Below are 17,781 nucleotides of genomic sequence, written 5' to 3' on the forward strand. Positions count from 1 at the left end.
CCCTTACTCCGCCGCTTCCATCGCGGCCTGTTCGCGTTCGTCCTCGAGGGCCTTGAGCGCGCGCTGGTAGTCGCGCGGCATGACCTTGCGGAAATTGCCCAGTTCGGCGCTCCAATTGTCGAGCAGCTTCTTGGCCTTGGCCGAGCCGGTATGCAGGTGGTGGCGCTCGACCAGGATCTTGAGCCGTTCGGCATCATGGTAGAGCGGATCGCCCATCCCGGCGTTCTCGACCGTGACGGGCCGCTGCTGCGGGGCACCCCAGCTCTTGTCGGCGCCTTCGCCATCGCCCGACCGGACATCGAGCACCTCGACCTGCGCCGGGTTGCACAGATCCTCGAACCGTCGCTTGGGGTCGTAGACATAGGCGATCCCGCCGCTCATCCCGGCAGCGAAATTGCGCCCCGTGGCGCCCAGCACGCAGACGACGCCGCCCGTCATGTATTCGCAGCCATGGTCGCCCGTGCCCTCGACCACTGCGACCGCGCCCGAATTGCGCACTGCGAAGCGTTCGCCCGCGACACCTTCGAAATAGGCTTCGCCCGCGATCGCGCCGTAGAGCACGGTGTTGCCGACGATGATATTGTCACCCGGTGCGCGCGGCGCCTCTTCGGGCTGACGGACGATGATCCGTCCGCCCGACAGGCCCTTGCCGACATAGTCGTTGGCATCGCCCGTCAGGCCGATGGTGACGCCATGCGCGAGCCAGGCCCCGAAGCTCTGGCCGGCCACGCCGGTGAAGTCGATCCGGATCGTGTCCGCGGGAAGCCCGGCATGGCCGTGCGCCTCGGCGATCCGACCCGACAGCATCGCGCCGACCGTGCGGTTCACATTGCGTATCGGGCGGGCGAGCTGCACTGCCTGCCCGCTTTCGATCGCGGGCTTGCAGGCTTCGATCAGTTCGACATCGAGCGCTGCCGCAAGGCCGTGGTCCTGCGTTTCGGTCTGGAACAGCTCGCGCCCCTCCTCGAGCGGAACCGCGTGGAGCACGCGCTTGAGATCGACGCCGTGCGCCTTCCAGTGTCGTTCCACCCGGCGCATGTCGAGACGGTCGACGCGGCCGATCATTTCTTCGACCGTGCGGAAGCCCATCTCGGCCATGATCGTTCGCAATTCCTCGGCGACGAAGAAGAAGTAGTTGATGACGTGCTCGGGCGTGCCGGTGAAGCGCTTGCGCAGTTCGGGGTCCTGCGTGGCGACCCCGACCGGGCAGGTGTTGAGATGGCACTTGCGCATCATGATGCAGCCCGCCGCGATCAGCGGAGCGGTGGCGAAGCCGAACTCGTCCGCGCCGAGCAGCGCGCCGATCGCGACATCGCGCCCGGTCCGCAGCCCGCCGTCGACCTGCACCGCGATACGGCTGCGCAGATCGTTGAGCAGCAGCGTCTGCTGCGTCTCGGCGAGGCCGATTTCCCACGGGCTTCCGGCATGTGTCAGGCTGGTCAGCGGGCTGGCGCCCGTGCCGCCATCATAGCCCGAAATGGTGACGTGGTCGGCCTTGGACTTCGACACGCCCGCGGCAACCGTGCCGACGCCCACTTCGGACACCAGCTTGACCGAAATGCGCGCTTCGGGCTGGACGTTCTTCAGGTCGTGGATCAGCTGCGCCAGATCCTCGATCGAATAGATGTCGTGATGCGGCGGAGGCGAGATCAGCCCGACGCCGGGCGTCGCATGGCGCACCGCGCCAATCCGCTTGTCGACCTTGTGGCCGGGCAGCTGGCCGCCTTCGCCGGGCTTTGCGCCCTGGGCCATCTTGATCTGGATATCGTCCGAATTGACGAGATATTCGGTGGTCACGCCGAAGCGGCCACTGGCGACCTGCTTGATCCGGCTGCGCATCGAATCGCCATTGTCGAGCGGCAGGAACCGTTCGGGCTCCTCGCCGCCTTCGCCGGTATTCGAACGGCCACCGAGGCGGTTCATCGCGATCGCCAGCGTCGAATGCGCTTCGTGGCTGATCGAGCCGAAACTCATCGCGCCGGTGCTGAACCGCTTGACGATCTCGGCGGCGGGTTCGACCTCGTCGAGCGACAGCGGCTGTTCGGCCGGGGTCAGTTCCATCAGCCCGCGAATGGTCAGCAGGCGTTCGCTCTGTTCGTTGATCGAACGCGCGAATTCCTCGTAATTCTTCGCGTCGTTGCCGCGCACGGCATGCTGCAATTGCGCGACCGATTGCGGGGTCCAGGCATGCGCTTCGCCGCGCAGGCGGTACTGGTAGATCCCGCCGACATCGAGCATGCCCTTGTACAGCGGATTGTCGCCATAGGCCTGTGCGTGGCGCTGCACCGCTTCCTCGGCTACCTCGGCGAGGCCGATGCCTTCGATGGTGGTCGCGGTGCCGGTGAAATAGGTATCGATGAACTCGGAATTGAGCCCGACGGCGTCGAAGATCTGGGCGCCGCAATAGGACTGGTAGGTCGAGATGCCCATCTTGGACATGACCTTGAGAATGCCTTTGCCGACTGCCTTGACGTAGTTCTGGCGCACGTCCGCGGGATCGCGGTCGGGGAAGCGCTTGGCGCGCAGATCCTCGAGCGTCTCGAACGCGACATAGGGGTTGATCCCCTCGGCGCCGTAGCCCGCCAGCGCGGAGAAATGATGCACCTCGCGCGCTTCGCCGGTTTCGATGACGAGGCCGGTTTGCATCCGCAGCCCCTGGCGCACCAGCTGGTGATGCACGGCGGCGGTCGCCAGCAGCGCGGGCATGGGAATGCGGTCCGGGCCCTGGCCGCGGTCGGACAGGATGAGGATGTTGGCATCGCCCAGCACCGCTTCGGTCGCCGCCCAGCACATTTCCTTGAGCGCCATGGCGAGCCCTTCGGCCCCGGTGCTGGCGTCCCAGGTGATGTCGATGGTGGCGGTGCGGAATGCCCCGTCGAGCGCGACTTCGACCGAACGGATCTTGGCCAGGCCTTCATTGGTGAGGATCGGCTGGCTGACTTCGAGCCGCTTATGCGTACCGGCATCGCGGCCCAGCAGATTGGGCCGCGGACCGATCATCGACAGCAGGCTCATCACCAGTTCTTCGCGGATCGGATCGATCGGCGGATTGGTGACCTGGGCGAAGTTCTGCTTGAAGTAATCGTACAGCAGCCGGCTGCGGTCGGACAGCACCGCGATGGGGGTATCGGTGCCCATCGATCCGATCGGGTCTTCGCTGCCGCGGGCCATCGGCTCGAGGAAGCGGGACACGTCTTCCTGCGTGTAGCCGAACGCCTGCTGGCGTTCGAGCAGGCTGGTGGCCGTGGTCGGGATCTCGCTCAGATCGGGCTCGATATGGTCGAGGTCCTTGAGCTTGTACTGCGCCGCTTTGAGCCATTGCTCATAGGGCTGCGCATTGGCGAGCTCGGTCTTGAGCTCCTCGTCTTCGACGATGCGGCCCTGTTCGAGGTCGATCAGCAGCATGCGGCCCGGCTGAAGCCGCCATTTGCGCGTGATATCGGCATCGTCGAACGGCAGCACGCCGCTTTCCGACGCCAGCACGACGAGATCGTCCTTGGTGGTGCACCAGCGCGCCGGGCGCAGGCCGTTGCGGTCGAGACAGGCGCCGATCTGGCGCCCGTCGGTAAAGCAGACCGCGGCGGGACCGTCCCACGGTTCCATCAGCGCCGCGTGATATTCGTAGAATGCGCGGCGCGCCGGGTCCATCAGCGCGTTCTTCGCCCAGGCTTCGGGCATCAGCATCATCATCGCATGCGCGAGGCTGTAACCGCCCGTCACGAGCAGTTCGAGCGCGTTGTCGAGGCAGGCGGTGTCCGACTGGCCATGCGGGATCAGCGGCCACATCTTGTCGAGATCCGAGCCGAGCAGCTCGCTTTCCATCGTCCGGCGGCGCGCTTCCATCCAGTTCACATTGCCGCGAACCGTGTTGATTTCCCCATTGTGCGCCATGAAGCGATAGGGGTGCGCCAGCCGCCAGCTGGGGAAGGTGTTGGTGCTGAAACGCTGGTGGACGAGGCCGAGCGCCGATACGCAATCGGGATCGCGCAGGTCGTCGTAGAAGCTGCCCACCTGGTTCGCCAGCAGCAGCCCCTTGTAGACCACGGTGCGGCTCGAGAAGCTCGGGATGTAGGCAGTGGTCAGGCCCGGAAGGTCGTATTTGCCCTCGAGCGCAGCCAGCGGATTGAGCGTCTGCTTGCGAATCACCACCAGCTTGCGTTCGAACGCGTCGCCGTCGGGGCAGTTTTCGCCGCGCGCGATGATGCACTGGCGGATGACGGGCATCGAATTGATCACGGCCTTGCCGAGACCGTCGAGCGTGGTGGGGACGTCGCGCCAGCCGACCACGCGCTGGCCTTCCTTCTCGGCGAACCGCTCCAGCTGTTTCTCCACGAAATCGCGCGCCTCGTCCTGCGCGGGGAGGAAGCACATCGCCACCGCATAATCGCCTGCCTGCGGCAGGTAATGGCCGTGCTCGTCCGCCCATTTGCGGAACAGCGGGTCGGGCACCTGCAGCAGGATCCCAGCGCCGTCACCCAGCAGCGGATCGGCGCCCACCGCCCCGCGGTGGTCGAGATTGGCGAGGATTTCGAGCGCCTGGGTAACGATGTCATGGCTCTTCGCGCCCTTGATATGCGCGACCATGCCGACGCCGCAGGCGTCGTGTTCGTTACGCGGATCGTAAAGACCCGTGGCGGCTTGGGGCGGCGTGCGTCCCATGGGCGAAGCGTCCTTCTTCGGGCCCGCCGACCGGCCTCGCAGCGATGGCGGGGCGGCCGGGAGCATGGTCTGGCAGTGCCGCTGGCGACACCTGCAAAATTGCGCGAAGGAGCTTCATGCCGACAGCATCGAAATTTTGCAACTGCGAGACGCGTAGCAAAATTTCAGCCGCCGCAAGAATTACGCTGTATTGCGCGATTCCGTAACGGAAGGCCCCGGGTCAGCCCGTAGGGATTAGTCGGGCTTCCCGATCCGGGTAAGCTTGTCGAGCGCGCGGCGTAGTTCGGCCTGCGGATCCTCTTGCTCCGGTTCGCCACGGTCTGCGTGATGCTGCGCAGACTCGCGCGCGGTTTCGCGCTGGAGGAACGCAACCACCGAATCGGATGGCTGCGCTGCGTCCGCATCCTCGGCCTTACAGGCTGCCAACGCGTCACCCAACCGCTGGGTCAGTTCCTCGAGCGAAAGTTCCCCTAACGAGGGCCGGACCATCAGCGGGGCCACGGACGGTTCACCCGCGCCCTCGGCGGTTTCGAAACGACCTTCGCCCGCCATTTCGCTGCCGAAAGCGTGATGGTCTTCGTCTACCGGATCGACGGCCACGGTGATCGAAGGTTCGGGTGCCGAGGGGGGAGCTCGATCGGTTCGTCCGGATGATCCAGCGGATCGTGTTCCGTCACGATCCAGGCATCATCGTCGCTGTCGTCGGATAGCGGATCGGCCCATAGCTCGGTGGAGAAAGGGTCTTGCGCAGCCGGTTCGACATCCTCGAATTCGGCATCTCCCGGCGCCGTTTCGATGGGATCGGCGGCAAGCGGGGGGATGGCAGTCGGATCGCGGAAGGGGGCGATGCCCTCCTCGGCCAGATCCTCGCGCGGATTGAACAGCCGCCGCGGCGCAGGTGCGGCGATTGGTTCGGGCGGCGGCGCAGCCGTGACGTGTTCGGCGGTCTCGTCCGCATCGCCCAGCCAGAACTTGGGATCGGGCTTGGGCTCGACGGGGCCGTCGTCGGCGGTTTCCTCATCCCCGTAGGTGGCGTCGTTGAGCGCGGTGACGCGCATCGCGATCGCCAGGCCGATCAGCAGGCCGAGTGCAGCAGCGAGAACGGAGAGCGCGATCCGCAACAAGGCTGGTTCGGTCAGCACCGTGTCGAGCGCCAGCCGTTCGCCCAGTGACAAATGCACGGCAGCCGGCATGACGAAGAGGCCGAGACCCAGCAACAGCGCGAACCACGCGCCTACCGCCCATTTGAAAAGCGGATGGCTGCTGATCGGGGCAGGGTGATTCGCTGCGCTCATGGGATCCCGTTATAGACTAGGCAGGCGCTTATGCGGCTGCGGAAGAATCGGTTGCTAGCAGCTTTTGGTAAATATGCTGATAACCTTCGATATTCCGCGCCCAGTCGTGGTGGCGGGCAACATGCTCCCGCCCCGCGCGGCGCATGTCGGGCCACTTGTCGCGGGCATCGATGAACGCGGCCAGCGCGCCCGCGATCGCGGGCGGATCGCCGGGCGGGAACAGCAGACCGGTGGTTCCAGCTTCGATCAGTTCGCGGTGTCCCCCGACATCGCTGGCCGCGACGATACGCTGCTGCGCCATCGCCTCGAGCGGTTTGAGCGGGGTCACCAGATCGGTCAGCCGAGAGCGTTTGCGCGGATAGGCGAGCACGTCGATCAGCGAATAATAGCGTTCGACCTCGCTATGCGGCACGCGTCCGGTGAAGACGATCGCGCCGGTCGCAGTCGAGGCCGCGGCCTGCGCGCGCAGCGCCGCATCCATCGGTCCGCCGCCCACCAGAAGCAGCTGGGCACCGGGGTGCCGCTCGCGCAGCGCGGGCAGCGCGGCGATCAGGTCATCGAGCCCCTCGTAATCGTAGAAGCTGCCGATAAAGCCGATCACCGGGCCTTCGCCGATACCGATCTCGCGCGCCAGCGCATCGTCGCGCGGGACGGGTTCGCCGAACAACGACAGGTCGACACCGTTGGGCGACAGGGCGATCTTGCCTGCATCATGACCGCGCCCGACCAAGTCGGCACGCAGCCCTTCGCAGATCGTGAACACGGCGTCGGCCCCCGCGACCACGCGGTTTTCGAGCGCACGCGTGAGGCGGTACTTGAGCGATCCTTCGCGGCCCATGCCATTGCCGACCGCGGCATCCTCCCAGAAAGCGCGGATTTCATAGACTAGTGGCAGGCCCAGCCGCCGCGCCGCGCGCAGGCCGGCCATTCCGCACAGCGCGGGCGAATGGGCATGCAGGATATCCGGCTGCCAGTCGTGGGCGACGCGTTCGATCTGCTTGCGCAAGGTCTCGATCTCGCGCCATTCGCGCAGGCCAGGCGGCCCCCCGGCGCTGGCGCAGCCGGCAGGCGTTCGAAAGTCAGTCCGTCGATCGTTTCCCGGGGCGGACCTTCGGCCGAATGCCGCGCGCCGGTAATCGCGCGCACCTCCACCCCCGCTTTCTGCAGGCTGGTGAGGATCGCACGCGTGCGGAACGTATAGCCCGATTGCAGCGGCAGCGAATGGTCGAGGATGTGAAGCACGCGGGTCATCGCGGGCTGATGTGTCACATTACGCTTAACGGCGCGTCAACTGCGATGCATTAGGAGCCGCTGCGGAGACCAAGCACTCGTGATCGACTATTTCGCCCTCGCACTGACGCATGCGCTGATCCTCATCGCGATCCTGCGCGTGTTCATGCGCGACGACCTCGACCGCGAGGATCCGCCGGGCGCGGAGCCGGAGGAGGCGAAACCGAGCCGGCGCGAGGCCCGCCGTGCGCGGCGCGCAGGCGGAAAGGCGCGCAATGCTTGACGCGGCGCTGTTCCTTTTCGTGATGACGCTGTTCGCGCTCGGCCTCAGGCGCCCCTTCGTCTGGGTGCTCGCCTATCTCTATATCGACATCCTGGCCCCGCAGAAGATCGGCTGGACGCTGACGCCGATGCTGCCGATTTCCTTCATCGCCTTCATGCTCGCCTTCGCAGGATGGGCACTGGTCGATGCGAAATCGCAGATCCGCTTCACCCTGCGGCAGGGCATTCTCATCGCCTTCCTGGGATGGTGCTTCCTCACGCTGCAATGGGCCGACTTCCCCGAGGATGCGGCCTACAAGTGGGAATGGGTCTGGCGCGCGATGGTGTTCGCCATCTTCCTGCCCTTCACGCTGGTCACGCGATTGCGGCTGGAGCTCGCGCTGCTGGTCGTCACGCTCACCGCGGGGGCCATTATCATTTCCTCCGGTCTCAAGACCGCGCTTGGCGGCGGGGGCTATGGCAGCCTGTATTTCTTCGTGAACGACAATTCGAACATCTACGAAAGTTCGACGCTCGCGACGGTCGCGATCGGCCTGATCCCGATCATCTGGTGGTTCATGAACCACGGGCGGATCTTCCCGCCCGACTGGCGGGTCAAGCTGTTCGGCGGCGCGTTCATCTTTGCCTGCCTGCTGATCCCCGTCGGAACCGAAGCACGCACCGGGCTCGTCTGTATCGGCGTTCTCGCGCTGCTGCTGCTGCGCGACGTGAAGCGGCGGATGACCTTCATCGTCGGCGGCATTGCCCTCGTGCTGATGGCCGCGCCCTTCCTGCCGACCAGCTATTACGAACGCATGGGGCTGATCACCGGGCACGAACAGGACCAGTCGGCATCGACCCGCCTTGCGGTCTGGCAATGGACCTATGAATACGCGCTTGAGAACCCGCTTGGCGGCGGATTCGATTCCTACCGCGGCAACAAGTTCGAATACCGCCTGCCGCAGGTCAGCGAGAATGGCAGCACGACCACCGTCGAATACAAGGACGTGGTCGACGAAGCCCGCGCCTTTCACTCGTCGATCTTCGAGGTGCTGGGTGAACAGGGATGGATCGGCCTGTTCCTGTGGGTCTGGCTCCATGCCAGCGGGCTGTGGCAGATGGAAAAGCTGCGGCGGCGGTGGCGCGGGCGCGAGGGGGCAAGCTGGCAATCGCCATTGGCAAGCGCGCTACAGATGACGCAGGTCATCGCGCTGGTCGGGTCGCTGTTCCAGGGGATCGCCTACCAGCCGGTGATCCTGCTGATCATCGCCCTGCAATGCGGTCTGTGGACCTATCTCAAGCGCTGCGAGGAAGCGGCCGCCGAGCCGCGCTCCTCGCGCAGGCGCGCGGCCCAACGCTCGGAGCCCCAACGCGCCACCAGCGCATCGAACGCGGCCCGTTCCGCCCCGGCGAGCGAGGCGTAATCTGCACACTGCCGTGCGCGCGTGACGCAGGCTTCGCCGCTGTCGAGCCGCAGCGAAATCACGCCGAGCTCTTCATGCGCGAGACCGATCGCGGTCGGTTCGTCCAGCGGCCCGATGTGGAGGAAGGGCGCGGGCGGCGCGGCGGCGGGAACATCCGCGCCCAGAAGCCGCAGGATTATCGCGCGGTAGTCGCTTAGCGCCAGCGGCGCGCTTGCTGCGCCCAGCGGACGGTTGCTGGCGAGGAAAGTCGCATTCTGCCGGTCGTTGATGACATGGCCGTGACCCAGGAAGCCGTCCTCGAACAGCGCCTCGCCGTGATCGCCGGTGACGATCAGCACGGTGCCCTGCCACACGCCCATCGTCTCCAGCTTCGCAATCAGCCGGCCCAGCGCGGCGTCGGTATGCGCGACCGCGTTCCAGTAGGTCCGCTCCAGCGCCTCGCGATTGTCTTCGGCGATCTGGCCGCGTTCCAGCGGGGGTGGCGAAGCGGTGCGGGACGGCGTCGTGGTGATAGGGGAAATGCGGCGTCTGGAAATTGAGGTAGACGAATTGCGGCGTCTCCCACGCTGCGGCATCGCCGAGCCCGGCGTCGAAGCGATCGAGCACGATGTTCTCGTCGACCAGCAGCGAGCCCTGCGCGGCGAAACTGAAGGCGCGCTGGTCCTTGAGCACTTCGGCATCGACGAAGCGGTCGGCAACCTCGCGCATTCCGACAGCTGCCGAAATACCGCCGAAATCCTCCGGTTGTCCCGAGAACACGCCGATCTCGTAACCGCTAGCATCGAGCTCGCGGAACAGGCTCGGCGATCCGGGCGGCACGACCAAGCTGCCCGCGAAGAGCGATTTGAGCGAGGCGGTGGTGAAACCGACATGGCTGTAGGCGGGCGCGAGGGCGCCGCCCTGCGCCGCCACGCGCGCGAGATTGGGGGCGACGGGTTTCCCGTCGATGCGCTTGCCCAGCACATCCGCGCGGGTGCTTTCGAAAACGACGATGACGAGATGCGGCTTCGCGCCGCCGATTGGCGTGGCGGGCAGGGGCTCGGCAACCGGGACCAGCGCAAGATCGCCGCCGTAGCCATCCTCGTCGATCCCATTGCCGGGAATGTCGAGCGCGAGCGGATGGCGCCCGGCATCGAACGGGGCCGGGTCGATGGTCCGCCCGGCAAGGCCGTAACCATCGCCGTCGAAATCGCTCGCCAGTGCCAGCCCGTCGGCCAGCCCCTGCCAGGCGACGATCCGCTCCAGCCCGCGCGGCGCATCGCCGCCGAGACGCGGCAACACGATTACCGCGCCGGCGAAGGCCAGCCACACGAGGGCGACTGTCTTCCAGCGCGGCCAGGGGGACGCCAGCGCCGGCTGTCTGCCGAGCCATTTGCGCAGCAGGTGTGCTGCCAGCCACCATGCCGCGAGGAAGAGCAGCAGCGCGCCCACACCGAGCATGATCTCGTTCTTGGCGAACAGCAGCGCATCGGCCGCGCTGCCACCGCCCAGCTGCTTTAGCAGCGCGAAGCTGACCGCATCGCTGAAATAGGAATGGAGCTGGTAACGCAGGCTGAGCACCAGCAGGCTGGTTCCGCCATAGAGGAACGCGAAATGCAGTACGGCGGACTGCGCCCCGGAAGATCGGGCCAGCCGGGCTGCCAGCTTCCAGGCGAGCAGGGCGACTGCGGTATGTGCCAGCGTGAAGCCGATCAGGAACAGGGCCAGTTCCCCGCCGGTGTCGACCGCGCTCGACTGGCCGAACCCGCCGGTGAACACGCCGTACTTGCGGTCGGCGACGATGAGCTCTGCGGCGGCGACGATGGCAGCGACCAGCGGGACGCCGAGCGCAGGCTTGAGCGCAGTGCCGAGGATACGGGCCAGCATGGTTTCTCCAGCATCGCGGGCACCGGTGCGCCGCCTGCCGGACCATACCGCCTGTACGAATCGGCTCAATACGTGCCGCCTCCTCCATCACCGGACATGGCGCTTCCCCATGCCGTAGCGGCACGTTCGGCGGTGTTGCGCGCATCCCGCACATGCGCCATGACTCGCGCCGCACGCGCGACCGGAGTCGCGCCAAACCATGATTTTCGAACAGAGGAGAGGCGTATGAGCCCGCAGGAACTGGCAGACAAGGTCGGCGAGAACATCGGCACGAGCGAATGGGTCGACATGAGCCAGGAGCGTATCAACCAGTTCGCCGATGCCACCGGCGATCACCAGTTTATCCATATCGACGAGGAAAAGGCCAAGATGACGCCGTTCGGCGGCACCATCGCGCATGGCTTCCTCACGCTGTCGATGATCCCCTATCTAAGCGCCAAATCGGACATGCCCAAGCTCGACGGCGTGAAGATGGGCGTGAACTACGGCGGCAACAAAACCCGCTTCATCTCGCCCGTCCGCAGCGGCAAGCGCATCCGCGGCCACTGGAAGCTGGTCGAAATGACCGAGAAGCGTCCCGGCCAGTGGCAGCAGACCTGCGAGATCACCATGGAGATCGAGGGCGAGGAAAAGCCCGCGCTGATCACCGAGTGGATCACCCAGATTTTCGTCTGATTTCCCCCTCCTCCCCGGCGAGGATCCAGACACAACCACAACCAAGGAAATACCCATGCGTGACGCAGTCATCGTCTCCACCGCCCGCACCGCCATCGGCCGTGCCTACAAGGGCGGGTTCAACGACACCAAGGGCCCGACGCTCGGCGCCTATTCGCTCAAGCCCGCGATCGAGCGTGCCGGCATCGACGCCGGCGAGGTCGACGACGTGCTGTGGGGCAGCGCGCTCCAGCAGGGTGCGCAGGCCGGCAACCTCGCCCGCCAGGTCGCGCTGCGCGCCGGTTGCCCGATCGGCACCAGCGGCATGACCATCGACCGCCAGTGTTCGAGCGGCCTGATGAGCATCGCCACCGCCGCCAAGCAGATCATCACCGACCGCATGGACGTGGTGGCCGCCGGTGGGCAGGAATCGATCAGCCTCGTGCAGACCAAGGAAATGCGCGTGATGCCCGATCCCGAGCTGGTTAACATGCACGGCGCGATCTACATGCCGATGCTGCAGACCGCCGAAACGGTCGCGCAGCGTTACGGCATCAGCCGCGAAGCGCAGGACGAATACGCGCTGCAGAGCCAGCAGCGTACCGCCGCCGCGCAGGAAGCCGGCAAGTTCGACGACGAAATCGTCTCGGTCAGCACCACGCACAAGGTGCAGGACAAGGAAACGGGCGAGATTTCGGACGTCGAAATCACCATCGACAAGGACGAGGGCAATCGCCCGCAGACCACGCTCGAAGGCCTCAACAGCCTCAAGCCGGTGATGGGCGAAGGCACCACGATCACTGCGGGCAATGCTTCGCAGCTGTCGGACGGTTCGTCGGCCAGCGTGCTCATGGAAGCCAAGGTCGCCGAACAGAAGGGCCTCGAGCCGCTCGGCCGCTATGTCGGCATGGCGGTCGCCGGGACCGAACCCGACGAAATGGGCATCGGCCCTGTCTTCGCGATTCCCAAGCTGCTCAAGCGCTTCGACCTCAGCGTCGACGACATCGGCATCTGGGAACTGAACGAAGCCTTCGCGGTGCAGGTGCTCTACTGCCGCGACAAGCTCGGCATCGATAACGCCAAGCTCAACGTCAACGGCGGCTCGATCTCGATCGGCCACCCCTATGGCATGACCGGCGCACGCTGCACCGGCCACGTGCTGCTCGAAGGCAAGCGCATGGGCGCGAAATACGGCGTCGTCACCATGTGCGTCGGCGGCGGCATGGGCGCAGCCGGCCTGTTCGAAATCTTCTAGGGTCAACCTAGCCTGAAACCGAGAAGGGCGGCCGGGGCAAAACCCCGCGCCGCCCTTCTTCTTGGCCTGCTCGCTGGAACGGCTTCACCGCGGCTGACCGCGTGGGAGGCCGCCGACGCCTAGCCGTGTTCGGCGATGAACTCCTCGACCACGGGGGCGATCTTGTCGCGCCAGCGGCTGCCGTTGAAAATGCCGTAATGGCCCGCGCCTTCGGCCATGTAATACCGCTTCTTGCCGGCATCGAGCTGCGGCGTCAGTTCGAGCGCGGCCCGCGTCTGCCCCAGGCCCGAGATATCGTCGCGTTCGCCCTCGATCGCCAGCAGCGCGGTCTGCGTGATGTCGCCCAGGTCGATGCGCTTGCCGCGATGCAGGAAAGTGCCGTTGGGCAGCGCATGGTCCTGGAACACCTCCTGCACCGTCTGCAGGTAGAACTCGGCGGTCATGTCGCACACGCTGCGGTATTCGTCGTAGAAATCCTTGGTCGCCTGCGCGCTTTCGTCGTCGCCGACGGTGAGGTGTTTGAACATCTCGTAATGGCTGATCATGTGATTGCCGAGGTTCATGCTCATGAACCCGGCCAGCTGCATGAAGCCGGGATAGACCCGCCGGCCCGCACCGCGATACTGCATCGGCACGGTGGCGATGACATTGTGGCGGAACCACTCGATCGGGCGGTCCATCGCCAGATCGTTGACGCTGGTCGGCGAACAGCGCGTGTCGATCGGCCCGCCCATCATGGTCAGCGTGCGCGGCGTGCACGGATGGCCATCGCGGTTCATGATTGCAGTGGCGGCAAAGACGGGCACCGAAGGCTGGCACACCGCCATCACATGCGCACCGCCGCCCTGTGCATCGGGGCCGATGTGTTCGAGATAGCCGATCACGTAATCGATGTAATCATCGAGATCGAAGGTCCCTTCGTGCAGCGGGACGGTCTTCGCATCGGCCCAGTCGGTGACATAGACGCGGTAGCCTTGCAGCATCCGTTCGACCGTGCCGCGCAGCAGCGTGGCGTAATGCCCGCTCATCGGCGCGACGACCAGCAGGCGCGGGGCGTCTTCGGGCAGGTCTTCGCGGTGGAACGCCTTCAGATCGCCGAAGGGCCGGTTGACCACAGTCGATTCGACGATCGCCACGGGCTTACCATCGACATCGATCGCCTCGAGGTTCCACGCCGGCTTGCCGTAGGATGCCGTCGCATGCGCGAAGACTTCCAGCGCGCTCGCCGCCACCGGGCCGATGTTCATATAGCCCATCGGGCCGACGTAATTGAACGGATTGGCCGGGTTGTTCAGCATTTCCACCCCGATCGAGGCGAAGGCGCTGGCCGAGTTGAGCCAGCTGCGCTGCAGTTCATAGGCGTGGTAGAGCAATAGATGTCCCCTGCGTACCCGGCATTGTATGGCTGTGTCGTGCGGGTGGAATATGGCAATCCTGCCGGTCGATCGATAATTGTGCAATGCACAATCGGTTTAAATGTGCCTGAGCATGTGCAGCACAGTGGATTTTAGCCGCGCGGCGACGTAACTGCGTGCGCATGTCAGCCAAGGACCAGACGGAAACCGACGGCCGCGGCCGGTTCGCACGCAAGCGCGCCGCTGCGGATGCCCCGCGCCAGCGTTCGCTGGGTTCACTGCGCATGGTATGGCAGGCGGGCACACGCTATCCCGGCCATGTCGCGCTCGCCATCCTCGCGCTGTTCATCACTGCGGCGGCGACGCTGGCGATCCCCGCGGGCTTCAAGATGGTGATCGACCGCGGCTTTGCCGAAGGAGCGACGCCCGAGGACATGGGCCGCTGGTTCCGCTATTTGTTGATGATCGTCGCCGTGCTTGCCGCGGGCACTGCGATGCGGTTCTATTTCGTCAGCTGGCTGGGCGAGCGCGTGGTCGCCGACATCCGCCTGCGGGTGCAGGAAAACCTGCTGCGCCTGGCGCCGGGCTTCTATGAAGAGAACAGTCCCAAGGAAATCTCCAGCCGCATGACCAGCGACACCGCGCTGATCGAACAGGTGGTCGGCACCACTGTCTCGGTCGCGCTGCGCAATGCGCTGATGGCGATCGGGGGCACGGCCTATCTGTTCTGGCTGGTCCCCGGCCTGACCATGGGGCTGTTCCTGCTGATCCCCGCCATCGTTATCCCGATCACGCTGTTCGGGCGGCGCCTGCGCAAGGTCTCGCGCACCAGCCAGGACCGCGTCGCCGATATCGGGGCGATGGTCACCGAAGTGCTGTCGGCGATGAAGATCGTCCAGGGTTTCAACCAGGAAGAACGCGAACATGCGCGCTTCCGCGAGGCGGTCGAACGCACCTTCTCGGTCGCGCGGCGCCGGGTCATCATCCGCGCGGCGATGACCGCGATCGTGATCCTGCTGGTTTTCGGCGGCATCACCCTGCTGGTCTGGCGCGGCGCGCAGGCGGTCAGCGAAGGCGCAATCTCGGGCGGGACGATCGCCGCATTCGTGCTCACCGCAGGCCTCGTCGCAGGCGCGATCGGTGCGCTGACCGAAGTCTACGGCGACCTGCTGCGCGGCGCGGGCGCGGCGAGCAGGCTGTCCGAACTGCTCGAGGAAAGACCCTCGATCACCGCACCCGCACGGCCGCAGGCTCTGCCCGCGCCGCCGCGCGGTGGGCTGTCGTTCCGCAACGTCACCTTCCGCTATCCGACCCGGCTCGATGCGCCAGCGATCACCGATTTCAGCCTCGAGGTCGAACCGGGCGAAACCGTCGCCATCGTGGGGCCGTCGGGGGCGGGCAAGTCGACCATCTTCCAGCTGGCAGAACGCTTCTACGATCCGCAGGCAGGCTCGATCCGGCTCGACGGCATTCCGCTGACCAGCGCCGATCCCGCCGAAATCCGGCGGCGCATCGCCTATGTCCCGCAGGAAGGCGTCCTGTTCAGCGCCAATGCGCGCGACAATCTGCGCTATGGCAATTGGGATGCGAGCGAGGACGAGATCCGGGCCGCTGCACAGGCGGCCAATGCTGCCGAATTCCTCGACAAGCTTCCGCAGGGGCTCGACACCTATCTTGGGGAAAGCGGCACGCAGCTGTCGGGCGGCCAGCGCCAGCGCATCGCCATTGCCCGCGCGCTGCTGCGCGATGCGCCGATCCTGCTGCTCGACGAGGCCACCAGCGCACTCGATGCCGAGAGCGAGCGGTTGGTGCAGGATGCGCTCGAACACCTGATGCGCGAGCGTACGACGCTGGTCATCGCCCACCGCCTGTCGACCGTCCGCGCTTCCGACCGCATCGTCGTGATGGAGGATGGCCGGATCGTCGAACAGGGTACGCACGACACGCTGTCGGCCAATGGCGGGCTCTACGCCCGGCTCGCTTCGCTCCAGTTCGGTCTGGAAAGCGCCTGACCGCTTGACTCGCGCAGTCCACTGCTCTTGGGGCGTCCCGCAATGAACGATTACATCACCGCGATCTTCCTCGGCATCGTCGAGGGGCTCACCGAATTCATCCCGGTTTCATCGACCGGTCACCTCATTCTCGCGACCGAACTGTCGGGCGCGGATCCCAACGAATGGGCGATGTTCAACGTGGTGATCCAGCTGGGCGCGATCCTGGCGGTGGTCTACCAATACTGGGGCACCTTCTGGTCGGCCGGGATCGGCGTGCTCAAGCGCGAACGCGAAGGTCTGATGTTCGCACGCAACATCCTGCTCGGCTTCCTGCCCAGTGCAGTGATCGGCTTCGCGCTCTACGAAAGCTTCGAGGCCATGCTCGGCAACCCGGGGATCGTGCCTTGGGCGCTGATTGCCGGCGGGGTGGCGATCATCGTGATCGAACGCGCGGCCAACCCCCGCGACGAAGGGCGCGGCGTGGCCGAACTGCCGCTCGCCAAGGTGCTCGGCGTCGGGTTCGCCCAATGTCTCGCCATGGTGCCGGGCGTCAGCCGTTCGGGCGCGACGATCATGGGGGCGCTGGCGATGGGCATCAATCGCAAGACGGCGGCTGAATTCTCCTTCTTCCTGGCGGTGCCGACGATGGTCGGCGCGACCACGCTCGAAGTCGCCACCAAATATGACGAGATGATGGCCGGCGCGACGCGGGTGGGCTGGGACCATATCGCGCTCGGCTTCGCGGTCAGCTTCATCGTCGCGCTGTTCGTGATCCGCGCCTTCGTCGCCTATGTCAGCCGCAGCGGCTTCACGCCCTTCGCGTGGTACCGGATCATCGCCGGCTCCGCCGCCCTGGCCTGGCTGACTTTCGCCTGACGAAGTGTGGCATGGATGCCACGGGGCGAGCGATCCGGGGTCTGCCGTAAGGAACCTTTGATCATTTGCGTGCTTGTCTCCGGTGAATGAAAGACAAAGGTACGCACCGATGGGTTTGTTGATTCTGGTTGTCGTAGGAGCCCTCCTGGGCTGGCTGGCAACGATTATTCTCAGGATCGAAGATGGCCGCAGCATCCTCGCCAATGCGCTCGTCGGCGTGCTCGGCTCGCTCGTGACCGGGCTGATCGCCGGCAACGGGGCGGTTTTCGGCACGGTCAGCGGCGTCGCGCTGCTGTGGGCAGTGCTCGGATCGGTCGTCGCGATCGGGGTGTTCAACCTCATCCGCCAGCGGGCCTATAACTGAATCCCGCTTCACATCGCCCGATCATCGGGTACAAACGCGGACGGAATGGATTGGCGTCTCGCATATGGTTGACGGCCCGGGCGTTCCCCGGGTCATTTCGTATCCGATACGGCAAACCTCCACCCCCGGCGTTCTTGCTTGACTGCCGGGAACTGAAGGAACAATAGTCCGTTCATCACATTCTTGCCGCATTTCGAAAACGCGGCTGGAACGACAAAAGGGGAATTTACATGAAGTTCAATAAAGCAACGCTCGTCGCTACCGCCGCCGCCATGAGCCTCGGCCTCGCCGCTTGCGACAGCGCAGCAGAAAACGAAGCCGAAGAAAACATCGAAGAGATGGAAGACGCTCGCGACAACCAGGTTGACGCCATGGAAGAAGCCGGTGAAATCACCGAAGACCAGGCTGACGTCATGGACGACCAGACCGACGCCATGGAAGAATCCATGGAAGAGCAGGCTGACGAAATCGACGAAATGTAAGCATCGTCGATCGTTATGCGATCATGCGGCCCCGGAGCGATCCGGGGCCGTTTTTCGTTCGGCGCT

At 65.5% G+C, this 17,781-nt stretch carries 13 protein-coding genes and 1 pseudogene; 8 read left to right on the top strand and 6 right to left on the bottom strand.

Translation table 11 applies throughout. The annotated features are described in order from the left end of the window. Window positions 1-3: 3 nt before the first annotated feature. The 4 genes and pseudogenes from gltB to WKH79_RS11640 form a co-directional block, all read right to left on the bottom strand. On the bottom strand, window positions 4-4,659 hold the full coding sequence (gene gltB, locus WKH79_RS11625) for a glutamate synthase large subunit (RefSeq protein WP_341858966.1): 4,656 nt from the start codon (window positions 4,657-4,659) through the stop codon (window positions 4-6). 234 nt (window positions 4,660-4,893) lie between these two features. Then, window positions 4,894-5,259: a hypothetical protein gene (locus WKH79_RS11630; RefSeq protein ID WP_341858967.1), complete on the bottom strand. Its 366-nt coding sequence runs from the start codon at window positions 5,257-5,259 to the stop codon at window positions 4,894-4,896. Continuing rightward, window positions 5,241-5,954, bottom strand: a complete 714-nt coding sequence (locus WKH79_RS11635; RefSeq protein WP_341858968.1) for a hypothetical protein — start codon at window positions 5,952-5,954, stop codon at window positions 5,241-5,243. The genes WKH79_RS11630 and WKH79_RS11635 overlap by 19 nt, the downstream gene beginning before the upstream one ends. 28 nt (window positions 5,955-5,982) lie before the next feature. Beyond that, window positions 5,983-7,205, bottom strand: a pseudogene (locus tag WKH79_RS11640) (TIGR04063 family PEP-CTERM/XrtA system glycosyltransferase). 79 nt (window positions 7,206-7,284) lie between these two features. Here WKH79_RS11640 and WKH79_RS11645 point away from each other — a divergent pair. Both WKH79_RS11645 and WKH79_RS11650 read left to right on the top strand, forming a co-directional pair. Then, the gene (locus tag WKH79_RS11645) at window positions 7,285-7,467 is read left to right on the top strand and encodes a hypothetical protein (protein WP_050601615.1); all 183 of its coding nucleotides are present in this window, start codon (window positions 7,285-7,287) and stop codon (window positions 7,465-7,467) included. After that, window positions 7,460-8,869 (top strand): DUF5935 domain-containing protein, encoded by a 1,410-nt coding sequence (locus tag WKH79_RS11650; protein WP_230832146.1) that lies wholly within the window; start codon window positions 7,460-7,462, stop codon window positions 8,867-8,869. The genes WKH79_RS11645 and WKH79_RS11650 overlap by 8 nt, the downstream gene beginning before the upstream one ends. Window positions 8,870-8,941: 72 nt before the next feature. Here the strand turns inward: WKH79_RS11650 and WKH79_RS11655 are convergent, their stop codons facing one another. Next, window positions 8,942-10,804, bottom strand: coding sequence for a sulfatase-like hydrolase/transferase (locus WKH79_RS11655; RefSeq protein ID WP_341858969.1), 1,863 nt, complete (start codon window positions 10,802-10,804; stop codon window positions 8,942-8,944). A 156-nt stretch (window positions 10,805-10,960) separates the two neighbouring features. Here WKH79_RS11655 and WKH79_RS11660 point away from each other — a divergent pair, with 156 nt between their 5' ends. Next, complete coding sequence (locus WKH79_RS11660; RefSeq protein ID WP_050601618.1) at window positions 10,961-11,410, top strand: MaoC family dehydratase; 450 nt, start codon at window positions 10,961-10,963, stop codon at window positions 11,408-11,410. Between the two features lie 55 nt (window positions 11,411-11,465). Further along, window positions 11,466-12,644 carry an acetyl-CoA C-acyltransferase gene (locus tag WKH79_RS11665; RefSeq protein WP_050601619.1) on the top strand — a complete coding sequence of 393 codons (1,179 nt, stop codon included), beginning with the start codon at window positions 11,466-11,468 and terminating at the stop codon, window positions 12,642-12,644. 119 nt (window positions 12,645-12,763) lie between these two features. Here the strand turns inward: WKH79_RS11665 and phaZ are convergent, their stop codons facing one another. Next, window positions 12,764-14,017, bottom strand: coding sequence for a polyhydroxyalkanoate depolymerase (phaZ, locus tag WKH79_RS11670; RefSeq protein WP_063506291.1), 1,254 nt, complete (start codon window positions 14,015-14,017; stop codon window positions 12,764-12,766). A gap of 164 nt (window positions 14,018-14,181) precedes the next feature. Here phaZ and WKH79_RS11675 point away from each other — a divergent pair, with 164 nt between their 5' ends. The 4 genes from WKH79_RS11675 (at window position 14,182) to WKH79_RS11690 (ending at window position 17,715) form a co-directional block, all read left to right on the top strand. Further along, complete coding sequence (locus WKH79_RS11675; protein WP_341858970.1) at window positions 14,182-16,011, top strand: ABC transporter transmembrane domain-containing protein; 1,830 nt, start codon at window positions 14,182-14,184, stop codon at window positions 16,009-16,011. A gap of 42 nt (window positions 16,012-16,053) precedes the next feature. Continuing rightward, a complete protein-coding gene (locus tag WKH79_RS11680) occupies window positions 16,054-16,869 on the top strand; it encodes an undecaprenyl-diphosphate phosphatase (protein WP_063506293.1) in 816 nt (271 codons plus the stop codon). Window positions 16,870-16,978: 109 nt separating this feature from the next. After that, on the top strand, window positions 16,979-17,233 hold the full coding sequence (locus tag WKH79_RS11685; protein WP_050601623.1) for a GlsB/YeaQ/YmgE family stress response membrane protein: 255 nt from the start codon (window positions 16,979-16,981) through the stop codon (window positions 17,231-17,233). 230 nt (window positions 17,234-17,463) lie between these two features. Continuing rightward, window positions 17,464-17,715 (top strand): hypothetical protein, encoded by a 252-nt coding sequence (locus WKH79_RS11690; RefSeq protein WP_050601624.1) that lies wholly within the window; start codon window positions 17,464-17,466, stop codon window positions 17,713-17,715. The last annotated feature ends 66 nt before the right edge of the window (window positions 17,716-17,781 follow it).

This window comes from Qipengyuania sp. GPGPB31, assembly GCF_038396345.1.
Taxonomy (GTDB): Bacteria; Pseudomonadota; Alphaproteobacteria; order Sphingomonadales; family Sphingomonadaceae; genus Qipengyuania; species Qipengyuania citrea.